20 protein-coding genes and 1 tRNA gene are annotated in these 20,575 nt (G+C 63.8%); 15 read left to right on the top strand and 6 right to left on the bottom strand.

Features of this window, described 5'->3' with window-relative positions; all coding sequences use genetic code 11:
* Positions 1-648 carry a PEP-CTERM sorting domain-containing protein gene (locus tag ACSQ25_RS10250; protein WP_436105589.1) on the bottom strand — a complete coding sequence of 216 codons (648 nt, stop codon included), beginning with the start codon at positions 646-648 and terminating at the stop codon, positions 1-3.
* 204 nt (positions 649-852) lie between these two features.
* Here ACSQ25_RS10250 and ACSQ25_RS10255 point away from each other — a divergent pair, with 204 nt between their 5' ends.
* Complete coding sequence (locus ACSQ25_RS10255; RefSeq protein ID WP_436105590.1) at positions 853-1,809, top strand: sensor domain-containing diguanylate cyclase; 957 nt, start codon at positions 853-855, stop codon at positions 1,807-1,809.
* 7 nt (positions 1,810-1,816) lie between these two features.
* On the opposite strand, the gene ACSQ25_RS10260 is transcribed toward ACSQ25_RS10255, so the two are convergent.
* The 4 genes from ACSQ25_RS10260 to ACSQ25_RS10275 form a co-directional block, all read right to left on the bottom strand.
* Entirely contained in the window at positions 1,817-3,232 is a 1,416-nt protein-coding gene (locus ACSQ25_RS10260; protein WP_436105591.1) for a M20/M25/M40 family metallo-hydrolase, read from the bottom strand.
* Entirely contained in the window at positions 3,229-3,774 is a 546-nt protein-coding gene (locus tag ACSQ25_RS10265; protein WP_436105592.1) for a hypothetical protein, read from the bottom strand. The genes ACSQ25_RS10260 and ACSQ25_RS10265 overlap by 4 nt, the downstream gene beginning before the upstream one ends.
* A 159-nt stretch (positions 3,775-3,933) precedes the next feature.
* Positions 3,934-4,866: an NAD(P)/FAD-dependent oxidoreductase gene (locus ACSQ25_RS10270; RefSeq protein ID WP_436105593.1), complete on the bottom strand. Its 933-nt coding sequence runs from the start codon at positions 4,864-4,866 to the stop codon at positions 3,934-3,936.
* A gap of 70 nt (positions 4,867-4,936) precedes the next feature.
* Complete coding sequence (locus ACSQ25_RS10275; protein WP_436105594.1) at positions 4,937-5,860, bottom strand: cation diffusion facilitator family transporter; 924 nt, start codon at positions 5,858-5,860, stop codon at positions 4,937-4,939.
* A gap of 112 nt (positions 5,861-5,972) precedes the next feature.
* Between ACSQ25_RS10275 and ACSQ25_RS10280 the strand changes: the two genes are divergently transcribed.
* From ACSQ25_RS10280 to ACSQ25_RS10330, 11 genes are all read left to right on the top strand, one after another.
* Positions 5,973-6,049 (top strand) — tRNA-Val (locus ACSQ25_RS10280).
* A 279-nt stretch (positions 6,050-6,328) separates the two neighbouring features.
* The gene (gene thrS / locus ACSQ25_RS10285; RefSeq protein ID WP_436105595.1) at positions 6,329-8,239 is read left to right on the top strand and encodes a threonine--tRNA ligase; all 1,911 of its coding nucleotides are present in this window, start codon (positions 6,329-6,331) and stop codon (positions 8,237-8,239) included.
* A 54-nt stretch (positions 8,240-8,293) separates the two neighbouring features.
* Positions 8,294-8,815 (top strand): translation initiation factor IF-3, encoded by a 522-nt coding sequence (gene infC / locus ACSQ25_RS10290; RefSeq protein WP_436108049.1) that lies wholly within the window; start codon positions 8,294-8,296, stop codon positions 8,813-8,815.
* Positions 8,816-9,112: 297 nt separating this feature from the next.
* Complete coding sequence (gene rpmI, locus ACSQ25_RS10295) at positions 9,113-9,310, top strand: 50S ribosomal protein L35 (RefSeq protein WP_026354218.1); 198 nt, start codon at positions 9,113-9,115, stop codon at positions 9,308-9,310.
* Positions 9,311-9,340: 30 nt separating this feature from the next.
* A complete protein-coding gene (gene rplT, locus ACSQ25_RS10300; protein ID WP_027865360.1) occupies positions 9,341-9,700 on the top strand; it encodes a 50S ribosomal protein L20 in 360 nt (119 codons plus the stop codon).
* Between the two features lie 130 nt (positions 9,701-9,830).
* Positions 9,831-10,862 (top strand): phenylalanine--tRNA ligase subunit alpha, encoded by a 1,032-nt coding sequence (pheS, locus tag ACSQ25_RS10305; protein WP_436105596.1) that lies wholly within the window; start codon positions 9,831-9,833, stop codon positions 10,860-10,862.
* A 31-nt stretch (positions 10,863-10,893) separates the two neighbouring features.
* Positions 10,894-13,320: a phenylalanine--tRNA ligase subunit beta gene (gene pheT / locus ACSQ25_RS10310; RefSeq protein WP_436105597.1), complete on the top strand. Its 2,427-nt coding sequence runs from the start codon at positions 10,894-10,896 to the stop codon at positions 13,318-13,320.
* Positions 13,321-13,472: 152 nt separating this feature from the next.
* A complete protein-coding gene (locus tag ACSQ25_RS10315; protein WP_227802631.1) occupies positions 13,473-13,817 on the top strand; it encodes an integration host factor subunit alpha in 345 nt (114 codons plus the stop codon).
* A 15-nt stretch (positions 13,818-13,832) separates the two neighbouring features.
* Positions 13,833-14,237: a MerR family transcriptional regulator gene (locus ACSQ25_RS10320; RefSeq protein WP_436105598.1), complete on the top strand. Its 405-nt coding sequence runs from the start codon at positions 13,833-13,835 to the stop codon at positions 14,235-14,237.
* 186 nt (positions 14,238-14,423) lie between these two features.
* Positions 14,424-15,056 (top strand): response regulator, encoded by a 633-nt coding sequence (locus tag ACSQ25_RS10325; RefSeq protein ID WP_005667428.1) that lies wholly within the window; start codon positions 14,424-14,426, stop codon positions 15,054-15,056.
* A gap of 299 nt (positions 15,057-15,355) precedes the next feature.
* A complete protein-coding gene (locus ACSQ25_RS10330; RefSeq protein WP_436105599.1) occupies positions 15,356-16,891 on the top strand; it encodes a CHASE3 domain-containing protein in 1,536 nt (511 codons plus the stop codon).
* On the opposite strand, the gene ACSQ25_RS10335 is transcribed toward ACSQ25_RS10330, so the two are convergent.
* Positions 16,872-17,672, bottom strand: a complete 801-nt coding sequence (locus ACSQ25_RS10335) for a Crp/Fnr family transcriptional regulator (protein WP_436105600.1) — start codon at positions 17,670-17,672, stop codon at positions 16,872-16,874. The two genes, ACSQ25_RS10330 and ACSQ25_RS10335, sit on opposite strands and share 20 nt — an antisense overlap.
* Positions 17,673-17,941: 269 nt before the next feature.
* On the opposite strand from ACSQ25_RS10335, the gene ACSQ25_RS10340 reads away from it, so the two are divergent.
* The 3 genes from ACSQ25_RS10340 (at position 17,942) to ACSQ25_RS10350 (ending at position 20,565) form a co-directional block, all read left to right on the top strand.
* Positions 17,942-18,613, top strand: coding sequence for a response regulator transcription factor (locus ACSQ25_RS10340; RefSeq protein WP_436105601.1), 672 nt, complete (start codon positions 17,942-17,944; stop codon positions 18,611-18,613).
* Between the two features lie 7 nt (positions 18,614-18,620).
* The gene (locus tag ACSQ25_RS10345; RefSeq protein ID WP_436105602.1) at positions 18,621-19,955 is read left to right on the top strand and encodes a sensor histidine kinase; all 1,335 of its coding nucleotides are present in this window, start codon (positions 18,621-18,623) and stop codon (positions 19,953-19,955) included.
* A gap of 289 nt (positions 19,956-20,244) precedes the next feature.
* Positions 20,245-20,565, top strand: coding sequence for a hypothetical protein (locus ACSQ25_RS10350; RefSeq protein WP_436105603.1), 321 nt, complete (start codon positions 20,245-20,247; stop codon positions 20,563-20,565).
* The last annotated feature ends 10 nt before the right edge of the window (positions 20,566-20,575 follow it).

The following is a 20,575-nucleotide window of genomic DNA, read 5'->3' on the forward strand; positions in this document are numbered from 1 at the left end:
TCAGGCGCGCCGGCGGCGCAGTACGAGACCGGCCATGCCGAGGCCGAGCAGGGCCAGCGTGCCGGGTTCCGGTACGTCGGCGGCATTGTCGCCGATCTCGACCGGCTTGGTCTCGAGCTCGGGGCCTTTTACGGTGGACTTGGGCCTGGTGTACACACTGATGTGCGACACGGCCTTGGCATTCTTCACGTCGAACAGGCCCGGGATGAAGGGCGAGCTGTACTTGATACCGGTCGCGGAAGGCGTGTCGAGCAGGTAGGCGACCAGATTGGTGCCATTGCCGCTCTTAAAGACGAACATGATGTCGAGCGGATCCGACAAGTTGCCGACGTAGCTGAATGTCCCGGCCTTGCTGCCGCCGCTGAAGTCGAACAGGGCGGAATCGTCGGCGCCGCCGGAGGCGCTCAGGTCGTCATACTTGCCCTCGAACTGCCAGGTGCCGGTGCCGAAAAAGCCTTGCTTGTTGATCAGTTCTGCCTTGTCGTTTGCCGATTTCCCGGTGACGGCCAGGCGCTCGCAGGCACTGGCGCCGACCAGCTTGGCCGAGACGTCATACGACCCCGTAGCGCAGGAAATCGGCGCGGCCGACACGGCTCCACAGAAACCGAAGGCGCTCAGGCAAACCATCAACAGACTTTTCTTGAACATACACCCTTGATTATTGTAATAAAACCATTAAAGTTGAATAATGGTAATGTATGTTGTCATTCGGGTAAAGAAATATGAAGGTTTTTTGCAGCTTTGTGATAATTGTTGTATCGAATGCGCGACACCCCGCTCTCGGGTGTAAATATCGGGCGCCGCTGAAATTTCCGATGCACAATGCATACTTCAGCCCCGACACGGATTCCCATGAGCGCCCCCATTTTCTCCTCCCAGCCGGTCGCCTGCGACGATCCCGGCGTCTATCGCACCCTGCTGGAATCGACCAAGGCGATTCCCTGGCGGATCGACTGGGCCACGATGCGCTTCACCTACATCGGCCCGCAAATCGAAGAACTGCTCGGCTGGAGCCCGTCCAGCTGGATCGCCGTCACCGACTGGGCCGAGCGCATCCATGAAGAAGACCGCCAGAAGACGGTCGACTTCTGCGTCGCCCAGTCGCAGCAGGGCGTGGACCATGAAGCCGATTACCGGGCGCTGACGCGCGACGGCGAGGAGGTCTGGATCCGCGACGTGGTGCACGTGGTGCGGCGCGCCGACGGCAGCGTCGATTCCCTGGTCGGCTTCATGTTCGACATCACGGCGCGCAAGCAGGCGGAGGACAAGATCCTGCAACTGCAGCGCGAACTCGAAGTGCTGTCCTACCGCGACAGCCTCACCGGCGTGGCCAACCGCCGCATGTTCGACACCCTGTATCCGGTCGAATGGGCCAAGGCGCGCGCCGGCGGCGAGCCCTTGTCGCTGCTGGTGATCGACATCGATTACTTCAAGCAGTACAACGACCACTATGGCCACGTGCAGGGCGACGAGTGCCTGCGGCGGGTCGCCGCCGTGCTGGATGCGGGGGCCGCGCGCACGCGCGACCTGTGCGCCCGTTTCGGCGGCGAGGAATTCGTGCTGCTGCTGCCGGCGACGGACGAGGAGGCCGCCCGCAACATCGCCGAGCGCTGCCGCAAGCTGCTGGCGCAGAAAGAGCTTCCGCATGCACGCTCGGGCGTCGGGCGCCTGGTCACGGTCAGCATCGGGGTCGGGACCATCGTCCCGGGCGCCGGCGACGATCCCGAGGTCTTCCTGGACCGGATCGACCGCCGCCTGTACCAGGCCAAGTCGGCGGGGCGCGACCGGGTCTGCGACGTCGAGGCCTGAGTGTCCGTCATGGCTTGACGCGCGCCGGTGCCGGCGGCAAATGCGGCAGCCGCGGGCCGTTCAAGAGTTCCCAGGCGGTCACGGTCATGACTTGCGCGGCCTGCAACAAATCCGCTTTCCTGACCTGCTCGAAGGCGTCGGCCTGGGTGTGCTGCGTGTGGCTGCGGTATTCCGGCCCGTCCTGGATCGCGGCAAACGCGGGCACGCCGGCGTCGAAGAAACTGGCATGATCCGATCCCCTGCTGACCGCATACATGATATCGAGGGGACTAAGCTGTTTCGCCGTCCCGACGGCGGCGGACAGCGCTGCGAACCACGCCTCCACTTTCATGTCGGGAAAGCCGGTGATGCGCCCCGCGCCGGCGTCCTGGACCAGTACCGCCTGCACCTTCGGCAGCTCGTCCCTGTGGGCCGCAACATAGGCCTTGCTCCCCAGCAGTCCCTGTTCCTCGCCCGAGAACAGGACGACGCGCAGGGTGCGCCGCGGCCGCAGCCCGGTGGCATGCAGCGCGCGCAGCACTTCCATCGCCACCACCGTGCCGCTGCCGTTGTCGGTGGCGCCGCAGGCCAGATCCCAGGAATCGATGTGTGCGCCGACGATCACCATCTCGTCCGCCGCATCGTTGCCGGCGAAGTCGGCGACGACGTTATGCGCCTCGACCTGCCGCGTGTCGAAGCCGCCGCCCAGTTCCAGCTCGAGCTGCGGGATCACGCCCCGCGCCAGCAGGCGCCGCAGCAGATTGGCACCCTCGCGCGTGACGATGCCGGCATTCCTGTCGAAGCGCGAGTCGGGGCCGCCCCACATGTCATGCAGGCCACTGGCCTTGCTTGACACGAGCAGGACGCCCGCGAGACCCGCCCCGGCGAGCGAGCGGTCGACCTCGGCCCGGAAGCCTGCCGGGTCTTTCTGCTGTTCGGCGGAAGGGCTCGGCAACGAGAGGACCAGCACGATCCTGCCCTTCAGCGCCGGCAGGGCTTGCCGCAGGCCGTCCAGGGACTTGACGTCCAGCACGCCCACGGGTGCGCGCACGACGCCGCGGGTCCCGTGGGTCCAGGCTTTCTGGACCACGTCGAGCGCCATCCGGTTCGCATTCAACAGCCGCGCCCGCGCCTGGCCGCGGCGCCAGGAACGGCCGAGCGGATAGGCCTCGAGGCGGACCGAGGTGGCGCCGTACACGGCCAGCTTGCGCATGGCCCAGGCCTGCGCCGCCCGCAACTGGTCGGAACCGGTGAGCCTGGCGCCAAACTCGTCGCACAGCGCTTCGAGGTCGTCCATCATCGGGGTGCGCGCGCCGATTTCCGCCGCCAGGCGTTCGCTGGCGGACAGCGGGTCCGGCTGGGCAGCAGCATGCCCTGTCGTGAAGATCAGGGCCAGGGCAAGGACGGATGCGTGCAGCAGGCCGGGCATGAGCGGCCCGCTCATCGCGCGGGCATCGGCGGCAAGGCTTTCACGAACGCGGCCAGGCCGCCGCTGTCGCGCAAGGCGAGCACCTCGTCCATCTTGGGCGTGCGGTTCTCCGCGCGCTTTGCGACCAGGGATTCATATGCGCGCAGCAGTCCCTCGATGCCGGCGAGTGTCCTGGCTTCCAGGTGCGCCGGATTGCCATAGGGGTCGAGGATGCGCTGTTCGAGCTGGAAGGCCGCGGTGCTCACCGTATGGTGAAAGCGCAGCACGCGCTTGAGCTCCCCCTGCGCCGTGCCGCTGGCGTGGAGCCAGAACACGCCCTTGTCGGGTCCCAGCATGTAGTCGGGGGCTTCCTCGGCCCACTTCTCGAACCAACGGCCCTCGGCCGACGTCATCACGCCGACCGGGTCCTTGTCGGCCGCGGCCGCGAGCTGCACGATGCGTGCCTGTTCCTCCGGCGTGGTAGGTCCGCGCGTCGATTGGGCCAGGGCCGGCGCTGCGAGACTGGCGCCAATGGCGACGACGGCGGCGAACCGTTTGAACAGCTTGATGACATTCATGCGACTCTCCTGTGGTGGTGTCCACAGGTAGTTGCAACAAGCGTGCCAGATCAGGATTCGTGGCCCCCGGCAGGGGACCTTGCCGTTCGGGCCGATCGCCGCCGTCCGGTTTCGGGCAATCGGTATCCGGAGCCGAACACCGGGGCGGATGTTCCGGACTCAGCGCAGCGCCCAGGGCAGGGTATTGTGGATGTTGGTCGCCGCCAGCGCCGCCTGGCCGGTGGCCACCGCGATCTGATTCAGCCCACGGGTGACGTCGCCGATCGCGAACAGCCCCGGGACCGACGTCCGGCAATGATCGTCCACCAGCAGCTTGCGGCACTCCACGGTCTCGGCGCCCAGGGCGCTGGCCAGGTCGGAGCGCGCGCTCTCGCCCAGCATCGGGTAGAACACGTCGCAGTGGTAGTCCGCGCCATCCTTCGTATGCAGGATGGGCTTCATGTCCTCGCTCATCGTCACGCCGGCCAGTGGAGAGTCGACGTAGCGCACGTTCGCGGCCGCCAGGCGCTGGCGGTCTTCGTCGTTCAGGGTCGATACGGGACCGCGTTCGAACAGCAGCACGTCGGTGCTGAAGGTACGCATGAACAGGGCGTGGCCGACCGGATTGACCTCGGAGGTGACGACGCCGATGCGCTTGTCGATCACGTCCCAGCCGTCGCACACCGGGCACAGGCGCACGGCGCCGCAACGCACCGCCTCGTCCCAGCGCTCGACCGGCATGCCGGCGTCGGCCACGCCGGTGGCCAGCAAGACCGTGTGCGCCCGGAGCTGGCAGGCCTCGCCACCGTCGGGAGGCACATAGTCGCCCACGAACAGCCCATCCTCCAGGCGCAGGTCGAGGACCTCGCCCGGCATCACGCTGCCGCCGTAGTTGGCGAGCTGGGCGCGCAGGTTCTCGAGCAGTTCGACGCCGTTGATTCCCTCCGGGAAGCCGGGATAATTGTGCGAGACGGGGATCCAGGACAGGCGGCTGTTGCCCTTGTCGACCAGGGCGATGTGGCGGGTGAAGCGGCGCAGGTAGATGCCGGCGGTCAGCCCGGCCGGGCCGCCGCCGATGATGAGGGTGTCGAAAACCGTGCGCTCGCAATCCATGGAGGGATTATGCGCAGCGCGGCAGCGGGGCGGGTATCGGCGTGCGGGCCCAGGCGGGGTAAGACCCGGCTTACAGCGACTTGCCGCCGGCTGCCTCGGGCTGCAGGGTCACGTGGTCGATGCCGTGCTTTTCGCGCAGCATGGCGCGCACCGCGGCCAGCACGGCCGGCCACTGCTCGAGGCTGGCGATCTCCAGGTGGCCGATGAGGGCAGGGTGGCCGGGCGACATGTCCCATACGTGCAGGTCGTGCACGTCGAGCACGCCGTTCACGCCCTTCAGGTTGGCGCCGACTTCCAGGTAGTCGATCTCGTGTGGCACGCCTTCCATCAGGAAGTGGTAGGACTCGCGCAGGATGCCGCTGGTGGAACGCAGGATCAGCAGGGCCACGAAGATCGACAGGATCGGGTCGACCCGCACCCAGGTCGGAAAGAAATAGATGATGGCGCCGGCCGCGATCGCCGCCAGCGAGCCGAGCAGGTCGCCCAACACGTTCACCAGCGCCGCGCGGGTATTGATGCTGTGGTTGTCGCGCGACAGCACCCAGGCCACCAGCAAGTTGATGCTGGCGCCGATGGCCGCCACCACCAGCACCACGCCGCCCTGCACCGGCTCAGGATGCAGCAGGCGCTGCACGGCTTCCCAGGCGATCCAGGCGACCAGCGCCAGCATGGCCAGGCTGTTCACAAAGGCGGCCAGGGCTTCGGCGCGGACGAAGCCGAAGGAATGGCGGGGCGAGGGCGGGCGCTTGGCGATCGCCTGGGCCAGCAGGGCCAGGCCGAGCGCGGCGGCATCGGTGACCATGTGGCCGGCGTCGGAGATCAGCGCCAGCGAGTTGGAGATGAAGCCGGTGATGACTTCGATGACGGCGAACAGCAGGGTCAGCCCGAGCGCCACCGACAGCGCGGCCTGACTGCGGCCCTCGATCACGTGGGCATGGCGGGCATCGCCGTCGAGGTGGGCGTGCAGGTGGTCGTAAGAGGGCTGGGCGGACATGGTGGTGTGATGATTCGAACAAGGCGCTAGTGTACGGCCAAAGGCGTGCCAGGAAACTTTTTCCGTGACAAGCCTTGCCTAAGGGCGGTGCACTCCCTATAATGGCGGCATCGGGCGGTTAGTTCAGCTGGTTAGAATACTTGGTCGACATCCAAGGGGTCGCAGATTCGAATTCTGCACCGCCCACCAGAACACAGTGAGGCTTAAAGAAGCGTAGCGAGCGGCAGCAGTTATGCAGCGCGCAGTAGCTTGTTTAAGTCTCACACAAGTAAGAGCGAGAAAGGCACTGACGGTTATGACACCGCGAACTACGACTATGTTGTGGGGGAATCGCTAGACGCGGTATGGTGTTCTTTTGCTCAACACACTGAAAACAACGCGCCTGGTGCGCGTTTTTTTTCGTCTCGAGAATTCGGCTTTCAATATTTTCAACTTTTAGCGGCGCGCTGCGCCACATTGGAGAACAGTATGCTCAACGTTCGACTCCCCGATGGCTCCAGCCGTCAGTTCGACGGCCCCGTCACCGTCGCCCAGGTGGCCCAGAACATCGCGCCGAGCCTGGCCAAGGCCGCGCTCGCCGGCAAGGTCAACGGCAAGGTCGTCGATACTTCCTTCCTGATCGAGGAAGATGCCGACCTGGCGATCGTCACCGACCGTGACGCGGACGGCCTGGAAGTCATCCGCCACTCGACCGCCCACCTGCTGGCGCACGCCGTCAAGGAACTGTTCCCGGAAGCGCAAGTCACCATCGGTCCGGTCATCGAGAACGGCTTCTACTACGACTTCTCGTACAAGCGCCCGTTCACCCCGGACGACCTGGCGGCAATCGAAAAGAAAATGGCGGAACTCGCCAAGAAGGATGAGGCCGTCACCCGCAAGGTGCTGCCGCGCGACGAAGCCGTGGCTTACTTCAAGTCGATCGGCGAAGAGTACAAGGCCGAGATCATCGCCTCGATTCCCGCGAATGAAGACGTGTCGCTGTACGCCCAGGGTGGTTTCACCGACCTGTGCCGCGGCCCGCACGTGCCCTCGACCGGCAAGCTGAAGGTCTTCAAGCTGATGAAGCTGGCCGGCGCCTACTGGCGCGGCGATTCGAAGAACGAGATGCTGCAGCGCGTCTACGGCACCGCCTGGGCCAAGAAGGAAGACCAGGAGCAGTACCTGCACATGCTGGAAGAGGCGGAAAAGCGCGACCACAGGAAAATCGGAAAAGCGTTAGACCTGTTCCACTTCCAGGATGAGGCCCCGGGCCTGATCTTCTGGCACCCGAAGGGCTGGACCGTCTGGCAGCAGGTTGAGCAGTACATGCGCAAGAAGTACCAGGTCAACGGCTACGACGAAGTCAAGGCGCCGCAGATCCTGGACGTGACCCTGTGGCAGAAGACCGGTCACTGGGACAACTATCGCGAGAACATGTTCACCACTGACTCCGAGAACCGTTCCTACGCCCTCAAGCCGATGAACTGCCCGGGCCACGTGCAGATCTATAACTCGGGCATGAAGAGCTACCGCGACCTGCCGCTGCGCTACGGCGAATTCGGCCAGTGCCACCGCAACGAGTCTTCGGGTGCGCTGCACGGCATCATGCGCGTGCGCGGCTTTACCCAGGACGACGGCCACATCTTCTGCACCGAAGAGCAGATCGAAGCCGAAGTGACCGCCTTCCACGCCCAGGCGATGCAGGTCTACGACGACTTCGGCTTCAACAACATCGAAGTCAAGCTGGCCCTGCGTCCCGACAGCCGCATCGGCACCGACGAAGTCTGGGACGAGGCGGAAGAAGCGCTGCGTTCGGCACTGCGCGCCTGCGGCGTGGAATGGACCGAGCTGCCGGGCGAGGGTGCCTTCTACGGCCCGAAGATCGAGTACCACCTGAAGGACAGCCTCGGCCGTCCATGGCAGGTCGGTACCATGCAGGTCGACTTCTCGATGCCGGGTCGCCTCGGCGCCGAATATGTCGCGGAAGACAATACCCGCAAGGTGCCGGTGATGCTGCACCGTGCGATCGTCGGTTCGATGGAACGTTTCATCGGCATCCTGATCGAAAACTACGCCGGCGCGCTGCCGCTGTGGCTGGCCCCGGTGCAAGTGGCGGTCTTGAATATTTCGGATGCGCAAGCAGATTATGTGAGGCAGGTCGAAGCCAAACTGCGCGCGGCCGGCATCCGCGTTCACGCTGATTTGCGGAACGAGAAGATTACTTATAAAATTCGCGAGCATTCTGTCCAAAAACTGCCGTACATTCTGGTTGTTGGCGATAAAGAACGTGAAGCAAATACCGTGGCCGTGCGTGCCCGCGGCAATGTCGACCTCGGCGTGATGCCGGTCGACGCGCTCGTGGAGCGTCTGGTGGGCGAAATCGCCGCCAAGGCGAAGTAAGCGAAATACGCTACACTAACGCCGGTCTACTTTCATACTTTCAAAGGAAACAACATAGCTACTGACAAACAGCATCGCATCAACGGCGAAATCACCCATCCCGAAATGCGCCTCAATGGTGTGGAAAACGAACCGCTGGGCATCGTGAGCCTGGCGGACGCGTTCCGCATGGCCGAGGAAAAGAACGTCGACCTGGTCGAAATCGCGCCGAACGCGGTCCCGCCGGTCTGCCGCCTGATGGATTACGGCAAGTTCAAGTACTCCGAGCAGAAGAAGGCGCACGAAGCCAAGCTGAAGCAGAAGATCATCCAGGTCAAGGAAGTCAAGTTCCGTCCGGGTACCGATGAGGGCGACTACAGCATCAAGCTGCGCAACCTCATCAAGTTCCTGGAAGAGGGCGACAAGACCAAGATCACGCTGCGCTTCCGCGGCCGCGAAATGGCGCACCAGGACATCGGCATGCGCATGCTCGAGCGCCTGCGCGGCGACCTGGAAGAAGTCGGCCAGGTCGAGCAGTTCCCGAAGCTCGAGGGTCGCCAGATGATCATGATCGTTGCGCCGAAGAAGAAAAAGTAATTCTTCACGCCGTCAGATGAATGGGCCGGGTCCGGGTTCCAGCGCAAGCTGGGCCTGGGCCCGGCCTGTGTTCGTTTGTGTGGTCCGGTTCGGCTGCTGCGGATAAAACCGCTCCCCGCCCCAACCATTCCCGCCAGACCTGTGCTATCATCTGCGGTTCCTGTTTTTTAAAAGCAGGTTGTAGTCGGCAGGTAGTGGCGTCGGCTGCAAGACAAGTGAAAGCAGGCATCCAAGAGCAGCGTTGCCGCCACCTGCAATCCTGTCGTATAGAGGCTGTCCGTAAAAGGGCAGAATACTATGCCAAAAATGAAAACCAAAAGCTCCGCGAAGAAGCGTTTTCGCGTGCGTCCGGGTGGTACCGTCAAGTCGGGTATGGCGTTCAAGCGTCACATCCTGACCAAGAAGACCACCAAGAACAAGCGTCAACTGCGCGGCACCCGTAACATCAATGCGTCGGACGTGACCAGCGTCTACCGCATGATGCCTTCCGCTTAATCTCACTAATCATCTACAAAGGGAGCTAATATGCCTCGAGTAAAACGTGGGGTTACTGCACGTGCCCGTCACAAGAAGGTCCTTGAACTTGCTAAAGGCTACCGCGGCCGCCGCAGTAAGGTATTCCGTATTGCCAAGCAAGCAGTCATGCGCGCTGGCCAGTACGCCTACCGCGACCGTCGTAACAAGAAGCGCGTCTTCCGCGCACTGTGGATCACCCGTATCAACGCGGCATCGCGTTCGCACGGCATGACCTACAGCGCCTTCATGAACGGTCTGAAGAAGTCCGGGATTGAACTGGACCGTAAAGTCCTGGCCGACATGGCTGTGCATGACAAGCCGGCATTCGCCGCGATTGTCACCGCCGCCAAGGCCAAGCTGGCTGCCTAATCAGGCAAGTCTGCTAGCAAGACCAGCGTCCCTGGTAACAGGGGCGCAAAAAGAGCGGGGCACGGTGTTACACCTGTGCCCCGTTTTTGATTGTGGCTCCTGCCACCACCCAAACAGGAAAAGAACAAGCATGCAATCGCTGGAAGATCTCGCGCTGTCACAACTGGTGACTTCGGCCCAGGCTGACTTCACCGCCGCCGCGGACGCCGCCGCGCTCGAAAATGCAAAAGCAAAATACCTGGGCAAGACCGGGCAAATCACCGACCTGATGAAGGGTCTGGGCAAGCTCGATCCCGAGCAGCGCAAGGCGCAGGGCGCCCTGATCAATGCCGCAAAAGAAAAAATCGAAAGCGCCTTGACCGCCCGCCGCGACGCCCTGGCCAATGCCCAGCTCGAAGCCCGCCTGAACCTGGAAGCGATCGACGTGACCCTGCCGGGCCGCGGCCGCTCCAAGGGCGGCATTCACCCGGTGATGCGCACCTGGGAGCGCGTCGAGCAGATCTTCCGCTCGATCGGCTTCGACGTGGCCGACGGCCCGGAGATCGAAACCGACTGGACCAACTTCACCGCACTGAACAGCCCGGAAAACCACCCGGCCCGTTCGATGCAGGACACTTTCTACATCGAGGGCAATGACAGCACCGGCAAGCCGCTGCTGCTGCGCACCCACACCAGCCCGATGCAGGTGCGCTACGCGCGCACCCACACGCCGCCGATCAAGGTGATCGCGCCGGGCCGCACCTACCGCGTCGACAGCGATGCCACCCACTCGCCGATGTTCCACCAGGTCGAAGGCCTGTGGATCGGCGAAGACATTTCCTTCGCCGACCTCAAGGGCGTCTACCTGAACTTCGTCAAGGCTTTCTTCGAGACCGACGACCTGCAGGTGCGCTTCCGTCCGTCCTACTTCCCGTTCACCGAACCGTCGGCCGAGATCGACATCGCCTTCGGCTCCGGTCCGCTCAAGGGCCGCTGGCTCGAGGTGTCGGGCGCCGGCCAGGTCCACCCGACCGTCGTGCGCAATTTCGGCCTGGACCCGGAAAAGTTTATCGGTTTCGCGTTCGGCTCCGGCCTCGAGCGCCTGACCATGCTGCGTTATGGAATCAACGACCTGCGCCTGTTCTACGAAGGCGACCTCCGTTTCCTGAAACAGTTCAACTAAACCCTCGCGGCAAGAAGAAGGTACAACGAATATGCAATTCTCCGAAAACTGGCTCCGTTCCCTGGTCGATCCGAAGATGTCCTCGGATGAACTGTCCCATCTGCTGACCATGTCCGGCCTGGAAGTCGAGGAAGTCGAGCCCGTCGCGCCGCCGTTCTCGAACGTGGTCGTGGCCGAAGTCAAGGAAGTCGCCAAGCACCCGGACGCCGACCGCCTCAATGTCTGCCAGGTGGACGTGGGCACCGGCACCCTGCTGAACATCGTCTGCGGCGCGCCGAACGTGCGCGCCGGCATGAAGGCGATCTGCGCCAAGGCCGGCGCCGTGCTGCCGCCGGGCGCCGACGGCAAGCCCTTCGCGATCAAGGTCGGCAAGCTGCGCGGCGTCGAATCGCAGGGCATGATGTGCTCGGCCAAGGAACTGAAGATCTCGGAAGAGAGCAGCGGCCTGATGGAACTGCCGGCCGACGCGCCGGTCGGTACAAGCATCCGCGACTATCTCGGCCTGGACGACCTGAAGTTCACCATCAAGCTGACCCCGAACAAGGCGGACTGCCTGTCGGTGCTGGGCGTGGCGCGCGAAGTGTCGGCCCTGACCGGCACGCCGCTGCACGTGCCGACCACCAAGCAGGTGGCGGTCAATCTCGATGAAACCCTGCCGGTGAAGATCTCGGCCCCGGACCTGTGCGGCCGCTTCTCGGGCCGCGTCATCCGCGGCCTGAACGCGCGCGCGGCCACGCCGGACTGGATGAAGCAGCGCCTCGAGCGCAGCGGCCAGCGCTCGGTGTCGGCCCTGGTCGACATCTCGAACTACGTGATGCTGGAAGTCGGCCGTCCTTCGCACGTCTTCGATATGAACAAGATCCACGGCGGCCTGGACGTGCGCTGGGGTAAAAAGGGCGAGACCCTCAAGCTCCTCAACGGCAACACCATCGAGGTCGACGAGTGGGTCGGCGTGATCGCCGACGACAAGGAAATCGAATCGCTGGCCGGCATCATGGGTGGCGATTCCACCGCCGTGACCCTGGACACCACCGACATCTACCTGGAAGCCGCCTTCTGGTGGCCGAACGCGATCCAGGGCCGTGCGCGCAAGTACAATTTCTCGACCGATGCGGCGCACCGCTTCGAGCGCGGCGTCGACTACGCGACCACCGTCGAGCATATCGAGCGCATCACCGCGCTGATCGTCGAGATCTGCGGCACGCCCGACACCAAAGTGGGCCCGGTCGACGACCAGGCCGTGAACCTGCCGCAGCCGAAGGCGGTCGCGATGCGCACCGCGCGCGCCGCCAAGGTGATCGGCGTGCCGCTCACCGACGAGCTGGTGGCCGACATCTTCACCCGCCTGCAGCTGCCGTTCAGCTTCGCCGATGGCGTGTTCCACGTGACTTCGCCGTCCTACCGCTTCGACATCGAGATCGAGGAAGACCTGATCGAGGAAGTGGCGCGCGTCTACGGCTTCGAGAACATCCCGGCGAATCCGCCGGTGGCGCCGAGCGCGATGCTGATCGAGCCGGAAAACACCCGCTCGCTGTTTGCGATCCGCCACCAGCTGGCCGACCTGGGTTACCAGGAAGTGGTCAACATGAGCTTCGTGGAGTCGCAGTGGGAACAGGATTTCGCCTCCAACAGCGATCCGATCCGCCTGCAGAACCCGATCGCCAGCCAGATGAGCGTGATGCGCTCGAACCTGGTGGGCAGCCTGCTGGCCAACGTGCGCTACAACGTCAACCGCAAGGCCGGCCGCGTGCGCGTGTTTGAAATCGGCGCCGTCTTCCAGCGTAACAGCGAGGTGCAGGATGGCCCGCTGTCGGTGGCCGGTTTCGAGCAGCCCAAGCGCGTCGCCGCCATCGCCTACGGCCCGTCGGTCGACGAGCAGTGGGGCGAGAAGACCCGTGCGGTCGACTTCTTCGACCTCAAGGCCGACCTCGAGGCGCTGTTCGCCCCGCGCGTGCTGCGCTTCGTGAAGGGCGAGCACCCGGCGCTGCACCCGGGCCGCAGCGCCTTCGTCGAACTCGACGGCAAGCGCGTCGGCTTCATCGGTGAACTGCACCCGCGCTGGCTGCAGAAGTACGACCTGCCGCACGCGCCGGTCCTGTTCGAGGTCGATGCGGAGGCGCTGCGCCAGCGCGTCGTGCCGGCCTATGCCGAGATTTCGAAGTTCCCGGGCGCGACCCGCGACCTGGCGCTGGTGGTGAAGCAGGGCGTTTCGGCCCAGGAAGTGCTCGATACTTTCCATGCCGAAATCGCAAGCAATCCTGGTGGCAAGATCGTGCAAGCCGTTGTTTTGTTTGATGAATACCGCGGCAAGGGCCTGGAGACGGATGAAAAAAGCCTTGCTTTCCGCTTTGGCTTGCAAGATACTCAATCGACGCTGCAGGACGACGCGGTGGACGCCATCATGGCGGCCGTGGCGCGTGCGGCACAAGAAAAAGTCGGCGCAAAGCTGCGTGCATGATGTGGCGAAGGCAGTCCATGGGCTGCCTCACATCGTTCCAAAACATCGTTTCTTGAAGGTAGGGCTTCAAAATTAATAACAACGACGTTGACTCGGCCGTTTTCCAGGAAGCACTGGCGGCCGATCTGCATCGCGCAACGCAAGTCGCGCGGATGCGGAAGGAAGCAGAGAAGGAACTGCCGACCCTGACCAAGGCCGAGCTGGCCGAGCTGCTGTTCGAGCAGGTCGGCCTGAACAAGCGCGAAGCCAAGGACATGGTCGAGACCTTCTTCGACGAGATCCGCAACGCGCTCGAGCGCGGCGAAGCGGTCAAGCTGTCCGGTTTCGGCAACTTCCAGTTGCGCGACAAGCCGCAGCGGCCGGGTCGCAACCCGAAAACCGGGGAAGAGATCCCGATCACGGCGCGCCGCGTCGTGACTTTCCACGCCAGCCAGAAGCTCAAAGGAATGGTCGAGGAGACTAGTCCTCCGAGCAACTCGCTGGCCCGTGCTGCCTGAGTGCCTGAGTGCTAGATGAGCGAACGACCGAACAAGCCTGAAGCCATCGTGCTGCCGCCGATTCCGGCGAAGCGTTATTTCACCATCGGTGAAGTGAGCGACTTGTGCGGTGTCAAACCGCACGTGCTTCGCTACTGGGAACAGGAATTTACCCAGCTAAAGCCGGTCAAACGCCGAGGTAACCGCCGCTATTACCAGCACCACGAAGTGCTGCTGATCCGGCGCATCCGCGAACTGCTCTACGAACAGGGCTTCACCATCAGCGGCGCGCGCAACCGCCTCGACGGCCGTGGCCGCGAGCTGGCCGCTGCACCGGAAGCCGAGCCGACGCCGAGCGCGCCAGTCATCGACATCGAGTACGTCCGTGCCGAGCTGGTGGACATCCTCGCACTGCTCAGGCAAGGCACGAGCTTCGCCTGAGCTCATTGCCGGCTGCATCGCCAGCACTTCTTTAAGTGGTTCTTAACTCAGCAAGTGTGCGCTGTTGATGCTGTGCGCCGTAGTGATAGAATGTCACCTGCGGTCATGCTGACATCAACGCATGCAAGCCGGGGCGTGTGCACGGACCTGGCACTTTCCTGAAAAGGGAAAATATAAGGGAAGACAATGATACGCGTTGCCATTTGTGACGATCACCAAATAGTTCGAGCAGGATTCAAACAGATTTTCTCGTCGTCGGGCGATTTCGAAGTCGTCGCCGAAGGCGCCACCGGGCGGGAAGCCCTGGATATCGCACGCCGCGAGATTTGCGACGTGCTTCTGCTCGACATCGCCATGCCGGACCAGAGCGGCATCGATATCCTGCGCACCATCCGCCAGGGCCAGCCGAACCTGCCGGTACTCATCCTGTCCGGTTACCCGGCGCAGCAGTACGCGCTCAACCTGTTCAAGATGGGCGCCAACGGCTACCTGAACAAGGAGTGCGAAGCCGACGAGCTCAAGACCGCGGTGCGTACCGTGTACCAGGGCCGCCGCTACGTGAGCTCGACCGTGGGCGAACTGCTGGCCCAGAGCTTCGACCGCGACCCGAACACGGCGCTGCACACCGAGCTGTCCGACCGCGAGTTCCAGGTCTTCCTGCGCCTGGCCAAGGGCGCCACCGTGTCCGACATCGGCAATGCGCTGTCGCTGTCGATCAAGACCGTGTCCACCTACCGGACCCGCATCATGGAAAAAATGGGCCTGCAGTCGAACAGCGACCTGACCTATTACGCCATGAAGAACAACCTGCTCGACTGAGCTGTCACCGTCCTGCGCCGGCTCGTCCGGCGTCTGGGCCTCCGATGCGCCGCCAGGATTTCGTTCTGCGGCGCATTATTAATTTCCAAACGTTACAAAATTTCCCGAGTGCAGCGCAACATTTCGGGTTGCGTACTGCCCCGTATACGCGCACACTTGCACGTGCCGACCGTCCAGCACACCCGCTTGCAAGGAGGCTGGAAAGCGCGTGAGCTTCGTCCGGAGTGTCCCGCGCTGCACTGTCGTGCTAACGCGACTATAATCGCGCGGACGGCATAAAGTTGCGCGAAAGGAAGCTCATGTATTTTTCCACCGCCTTCGACGGCAAGCGTTTGCGCGGCCTGCCGCTCTCCAAGACTCTGTTGTGCGTGGCCTGTGTGGTCATCCTGGTCATCAATGCGGTTTTCCTGGTCCGCAACCTGGACGATCTGCGCTCGGCGAACGCGCTGCAGGCGCAGACCGCCCGTGTTACCGACGAGCTCCAGTACCTGAACCTGCTCGTGACCGATGCAGAAAGCGGCTTGCGCGGCTACTTCCTGTCCGGTTCGGAAATCAATCTCGGCGCGCTGCACGCGGCGCCGCAGCAGATCGATAGCCAGCTGCGCGCCCTCAGCGTGCTGTTGGCCGACAACCCTTCGCAATCCAGGAACCTGGCCCAGCTGCGCAGCCTGGTCCAGCGCAAGCTCGGCCTGATGCACCAGTCGCTCGAGGTCTACCGCCAGGGCGGGCTGGTCGACATCGTCGCCATTTCGGCTGCGACCGACGAGCGCGGCCAGATGGACGAGATCCGCCTGCAGGTCGTGATCATGACGCGCGAGCAGAACGAGTTGTTGGCTACCCGCACCGCCGCCTTCTACGAGCAGACGCGCCGCACGGTGCTGCTCGGCGTCGGCATCAACGCCGCCGCTATCCTCGTGATCCTGCTGTTCCATAACCTGGTGCAGCGCAGCTTCCGCCTGCGCCTGGCAGCCGAGCGTGCCTTGCAAGACACCAACGACAGCCTGGAAGCCGTCGTGGCCGAGCGTACCGAGCAGTTGTCGGTGCTGTCGCGCCACCTGATCCGGGTGCAGGAAGAAGAAAAGTCGCGTCTGGCGCGCGAACTGCACGACGAGATGGGCGCCAACCTGACCGCGATCGGCATGGACATGACCTCGGTGGGCGAGAAACTCAAGGGCACGCACCCCGAGCTGGTGGCGATGCTGGCCAGGGCGCGCAAGACCCTGGTCGATACCGTCCAGCTCAAGCGCCGCATCATCGAAAACCTGCGTCCAAGCCTGCTCGACAATATGGGGCTGTCGGCCGCGCTGCAGAGTTATTGCGCCGATTATGCGCGCGTGACCGCGCTCGACTGCGATGCCCTGGTCGATGCCGAGGCCGACCACGCCGGGCCGATGCAGGCGATTGCGCTGTTCCGCATCACCCAGGAAGCCCTGAACAACATCGCCAAGTATGCCAAGGCCCGCACCGTAATCGTCAACCTGACCCGTGAACCGGACGGCTGGGAACTGGAAATCACCGACGACGGCATCGGCATTCCGCAGGATGCCATGGCCAAGTCGAAGTCGCATGGCCTGCTCGGCATGCGCGAGCGCGCCTTGCTGCTGGGCGGCAGCCTGAATGTGGGACGCGGCGTGAACGGCATCGGCACCTGCGTGCACGCCTGGATTCCGGCCGCGGCGCCGGGCGGAGAGGGCAACGTGCCCGTGGCGGCACTCCGCGAAACCGTGGAAACGACAACGCCGTCCCTGTTGAAGGAGACGGCGTCGGGTGGTGTTTCAAACACCGGCGCAAGGCCGGTGGATGTATCTGCTGGAATTAACGCGCCACATCCATGAGCAGGCGGTCGTATTCCGACTTGGCGACCTTGTAGCATTCGCCGGCGTACTCTTCCAGTCCCGCACGGTCGAGCACCGTGATGTTGCCGCGGCGGTACTGGATCAGGCCTTCGTCCTGCAGCTTGCCGGCGGCGGCGGTGATGCTTTCGCGGCGCACACCCAGCATGATCGAGATGAGTTCCTGGGTCACTTTCAGCTCGTTGCTGGCCGAACGGTCCAGGCGGTCGAGCAGCCAGCGGCACAGTTTCTGTTCGATCGAGCTGTGGCGGCCGCCAACGGCGTTCTGGGCCATCTGGGCGAACAGGGCGTTGGTGTAACGCATCAGCAGTTGTGGCAGGGCGCCGCCGCGGTTGAAGGCATCACGCAGGTACTGGGTCTTGAGGCGGTAGCCGTAGCCGGCGCTCTGGACCACGGCGCTGCAGGTGGCGCGTTCGCCCATGAACAGCGACACGCCGACCGCGCCTTCGTGACCGACCACCGCGATCTCGGTGGTGGCGCCGTCTTCCATCACGTACAGCAGCGACACGATTGCCGTGGTAGGGAAATACACATATTCCAGTTTGCTGCCATACTCAAACAACTCCTTGCCGAAGGGCAGAGGGACAAGTTCCAGGTGCTCGAACAGGGTTTCCAGGTCTTGGCGGGGCAGGGCGCCGAGCAGTTCGTTCTGCTGGGTGCCGCTGTAGCTGACAACGGGGCGGGACGCGGCTTTCACAGTCTCACTCGTGGCTGGGAGCTTGTGCTGGGCCTTCTGCGAACCACCAAGTTGAGTGTTGTTCATTTTATGTCCTCTTATCTCTAACGTGCGTCGGGGGCGATTGTCCGAGGTCTTGTTTTCGTTTCCTCATCGCGATGTGTGTACATTAAAGCTATAGTCCGCTGCCGAACATAAGATTAGCAGTCGCACCTGTGTAGGCTTGGCGCAGCATGTTTTGTCAGCCCAGTCCTACTAGAGGGATGACGTTCTGTCATTGCTTTTTCTTCTTCCAGGGAAACGCTTATGCTGCGGATTCGCGCATAATGTGACTTTCTTCTCTCCCTGACACGACGATGCCCCTGCCCCTGCTGCTGGTCGAAGACGATGCCGTGCTGGCCGACGGGCTGGTTCGGACTTTGCAGGCCCAGGACATGCAGGTCGAGGTGCTGCGCGACGGCATCAAAGCCGATGCCCGCCTGCAGGGAAACCAGCCCACCGTCGTGGTCCTGGATATCGGCCTGCCGGGCATCGATGGCTTCGAAGTGCTGCGCCGCCTGCGCGCGCGCGGCACCACCACCCCGGTCCTGCTGCTGACCGCCCGCGACGCCGTCGAAGACCGGGTCCGCGGCCTGGAAGCCGGTGCCGACGACTACCTCGTGAAACCCTTCGCCAGCGCCGAACTGGTGGCGCGCATCCGTGCGCTGGCACGCCGCGTGGCGCCGCCGCCGAGCCAGCTCGGCCTGGGAAGCCTCAGCCTGGACAGCAGTACCCGCCGCGCCCGCGTGGGCGAGCGCCCGCTGGAACTGTCGGCGCGCGAATGGGGCGTGCTCGAATACCTGCTGCTGCATGCCGGCAGGGTCGTGTCGAAGCAGCAGATCATCGATGCCATCGCGCCCTGGGGCGACGACCTGACTCTCAACGCGGTCGAGGTCTACGTCTCGCGCCTGCGCCTGAAACTCGACGGGGCCGGCGTGGCGATCCGCACCATCCGCGGCTTCGGCTACCTGCTCGAAGCGGGCGACTGAGGGGCGCATGAGCAGCATCCGCCTGCGCCTGCTGAAGTGGCTGGTCGCGCCCATCCTCGTGTTCAACCTGCTGGCCGCCAGCCTGACCTATCTGCTGGCCTGGACGCCGGCCCAGCTGGCCTTCGACCAGGGCCTGCTCGATGCCGCCACCGGCCTGGCTGCGCGCCTGCGCCCCGGCAACCCGGCCATGGGGCTGGAACTGCCGGCCGCCCAGGTGCTGCAGGCCGGCGCCCCGGACCCCAGCTGGTTCGTGGTGCGCGATGCGCATGGCAGGGTGCTGGCCGGCGATCCCGCCTTTCCGCGGCGAGAAGGTGCCGAGCCGGTGCGGGACGACCGCATGCATGGCCAGCCGGTACGCATCGCCAGCCTGCTGGTGCCGGGGCGTCATGGCCCGGTCGAAGTCGGGGTGGCGCGCACCCTGAGCCAGCGCCAGCAGGTCCGCTCGGCCATCGTGCGCGCGCTGGTGCTGCTCGAAGTGTTGTTCAGCCTGGCGCTGGTCGGCCTGGTGTGGTTCTCGGTAGGCAACGGGCTGGCCCCGCTGGCACGCCTGCGCGCCCGCCTCGACGCGCGCGGCAGCCATGACCTCGCGCCGCTCGACGACAGCGGCATGCCGCGCGAACTGACGCCGCTGGTGGCCGCCTTCAATGCGCTGCTCGGGCGCATCGCGGCCGGCGCCAGGGCCCAGGATGATTTCCGCGCCAACGTGGCCCACCAGCTGCGCACGCCGCTGGCGGGGCTGCGCCTGCAGCTGGAATGGCTGGCCGGCCGCCACCGCGACGATCCGGAAACGGTACGCAGCGTCGAGCTGCTGCTGCAGGCCAACGAGCGCATGATCCGCCAGGCCAACCAGCTGCTCTCGCTCGAACGAGCCGGCCCCGACCGCTTCGAGCAGACCCAGCTGGTGCCACTCGACCTCTCCGCCATCGTCGGCGAGTCGGTGCAGACCTTCGTGGAGCAGGCGCTGCGCAAGGACATCGACCTCGGTTTCGAGCTGGCTCCGGCCCGCATCCGCGGTGAGCGCCACATGCTGCGCGACCTGGTCGACAACCTGGTGGACAACGCGCTGCGCTATACGCCGGCGCAGGGCAAGGTCACGGTGCAGTGCCGCGCCACGGCGGACGGCGTCCTGTTCGCGGTGGAGGATTCGGGGCCCGGCATTCCGCTCGAGAAGCGGGCCCAGGTGTTCCAGCGTTTCGTACGCCTGGACCAGCACAGCCAGGGTTCGGGCCTGGGCCTGGCGATCGTGCGCGAGATCGCCGCCGCGCATGGCGCCCGGGTCGAACTGGGCGATGTGGAGGGCGCGCGTGGACTGCGGGTCGCAGTCGACTTCCCGCCGGCTTAGAGCGATTTAAAACTGCATTTCCACGACGTGACGACCGAAATGCCTGCTGCACTTCCGGCTAATGCAGGAGCAACTACATAGATCCTGTTGATTGGCGAAGGCTCTTCAGAACGCGGTTCAGCCTCCGGCCGTGGCGTAAAAGGGTGCGATACCTCCGGCTTATTCGTCGGCAGCCTTTACACTAAATCCTTGAAAGCGCTTTTTTTTCAAACCGGGATATTTAAATTCAGGCACTTACATTGCTGGCCTAACAATTGCTTTCTGTTTATTACCACACCTGGGAGGAACTATGGCAAATGATGCGCCGGTGAAGCAGACCTATGACCCTAATCGATTGCTCGACTCTCTGCTTCAAAACATGCAGCTGAAAAACGATGCTGCGCTTTCGCGCATGCTTGAGGTAGCGCCACCGGTGATCAGCAAAATTCGCCACCATCACTTGCCGGTAAGCGCATCGGTCCTCATGCGTATGCATGAGGTTACCAATATCAGTATTCGTGATCTACGCTTCCTGATGGGAGATCGCCGAAATAAATACCGCCTGTCTGATGCAGAAGGTCGGCCTAAGCGCAAAGCCAATGCCTCGGTTTCACCTTCAGATAATTTGTAACACTGTTCGT

This window comes from Massilia sp. LjRoot122 (genome assembly GCF_964252725.1).
Lineage (GTDB): Bacteria > Pseudomonadota > Gammaproteobacteria > Burkholderiales > Burkholderiaceae_D > Telluria.

Bases quoted from the DNA above. Each gene is read 5' to 3' on its own strand.
- ACSQ25_RS10250 (WP_436105589.1), bottom strand. From the start codon at position 648: ATGTTCAAGAAAAGTCTGTTGATGGTTTGCCTGAGCGCCTTCGGTTTC.
- ACSQ25_RS10255 (WP_436105590.1), top strand. From the start codon at position 853: ATGAGCGCCCCCATTTTCTCCTCCCAGCCGGTCGCCTGCGACGATCCC.
- ACSQ25_RS10260 (WP_436105591.1), bottom strand. From the start codon at position 3,232: ATGAGCGGGCCGCTCATGCCCGGCCTGCTGCACGCATCCGTCCTTGCC.
- ACSQ25_RS10265 (WP_436105592.1), bottom strand. From the start codon at position 3,774: ATGAATGTCATCAAGCTGTTCAAACGGTTCGCCGCCGTCGTCGCCATT.
- ACSQ25_RS10270 (WP_436105593.1), bottom strand. From the start codon at position 4,866: ATGGATTGCGAGCGCACGGTTTTCGACACCCTCATCATCGGCGGCGGC.
- ACSQ25_RS10275 (WP_436105594.1), bottom strand. From the start codon at position 5,860: ATGTCCGCCCAGCCCTCTTACGACCACCTGCACGCCCACCTCGACGGC.
- thrS (WP_436105595.1), top strand. From the start codon at position 6,329: ATGCTCAACGTTCGACTCCCCGATGGCTCCAGCCGTCAGTTCGACGGC.
- rpmI (WP_026354218.1), top strand. From the start codon at position 9,113: ATGCCAAAAATGAAAACCAAAAGCTCCGCGAAGAAGCGTTTTCGCGTG.
- rplT (WP_027865360.1), top strand. From the start codon at position 9,341: ATGCCTCGAGTAAAACGTGGGGTTACTGCACGTGCCCGTCACAAGAAG.
- pheS (WP_436105596.1), top strand. From the start codon at position 9,831: ATGCAATCGCTGGAAGATCTCGCGCTGTCACAACTGGTGACTTCGGCC.
- pheT (WP_436105597.1), top strand. From the start codon at position 10,894: ATGCAATTCTCCGAAAACTGGCTCCGTTCCCTGGTCGATCCGAAGATG.
- ACSQ25_RS10315 (WP_227802631.1), top strand. From the start codon at position 13,473: ATGCGGAAGGAAGCAGAGAAGGAACTGCCGACCCTGACCAAGGCCGAG.
- ACSQ25_RS10320 (WP_436105598.1), top strand. From the start codon at position 13,833: ATGAGCGAACGACCGAACAAGCCTGAAGCCATCGTGCTGCCGCCGATT.
- ACSQ25_RS10325 (WP_005667428.1), top strand. From the start codon at position 14,424: ATGATACGCGTTGCCATTTGTGACGATCACCAAATAGTTCGAGCAGGA.
- ACSQ25_RS10330 (WP_436105599.1), top strand. From the start codon at position 15,356: ATGTATTTTTCCACCGCCTTCGACGGCAAGCGTTTGCGCGGCCTGCCG.
- ACSQ25_RS10335 (WP_436105600.1), bottom strand. From the start codon at position 17,672: ATGAACAACACTCAACTTGGTGGTTCGCAGAAGGCCCAGCACAAGCTC.
- ACSQ25_RS10340 (WP_436105601.1), top strand. From the start codon at position 17,942: ATGCCCCTGCCCCTGCTGCTGGTCGAAGACGATGCCGTGCTGGCCGAC.
- ACSQ25_RS10345 (WP_436105602.1), top strand. From the start codon at position 18,621: ATGAGCAGCATCCGCCTGCGCCTGCTGAAGTGGCTGGTCGCGCCCATC.
- ACSQ25_RS10350 (WP_436105603.1), top strand. From the start codon at position 20,245: ATGGCAAATGATGCGCCGGTGAAGCAGACCTATGACCCTAATCGATTG.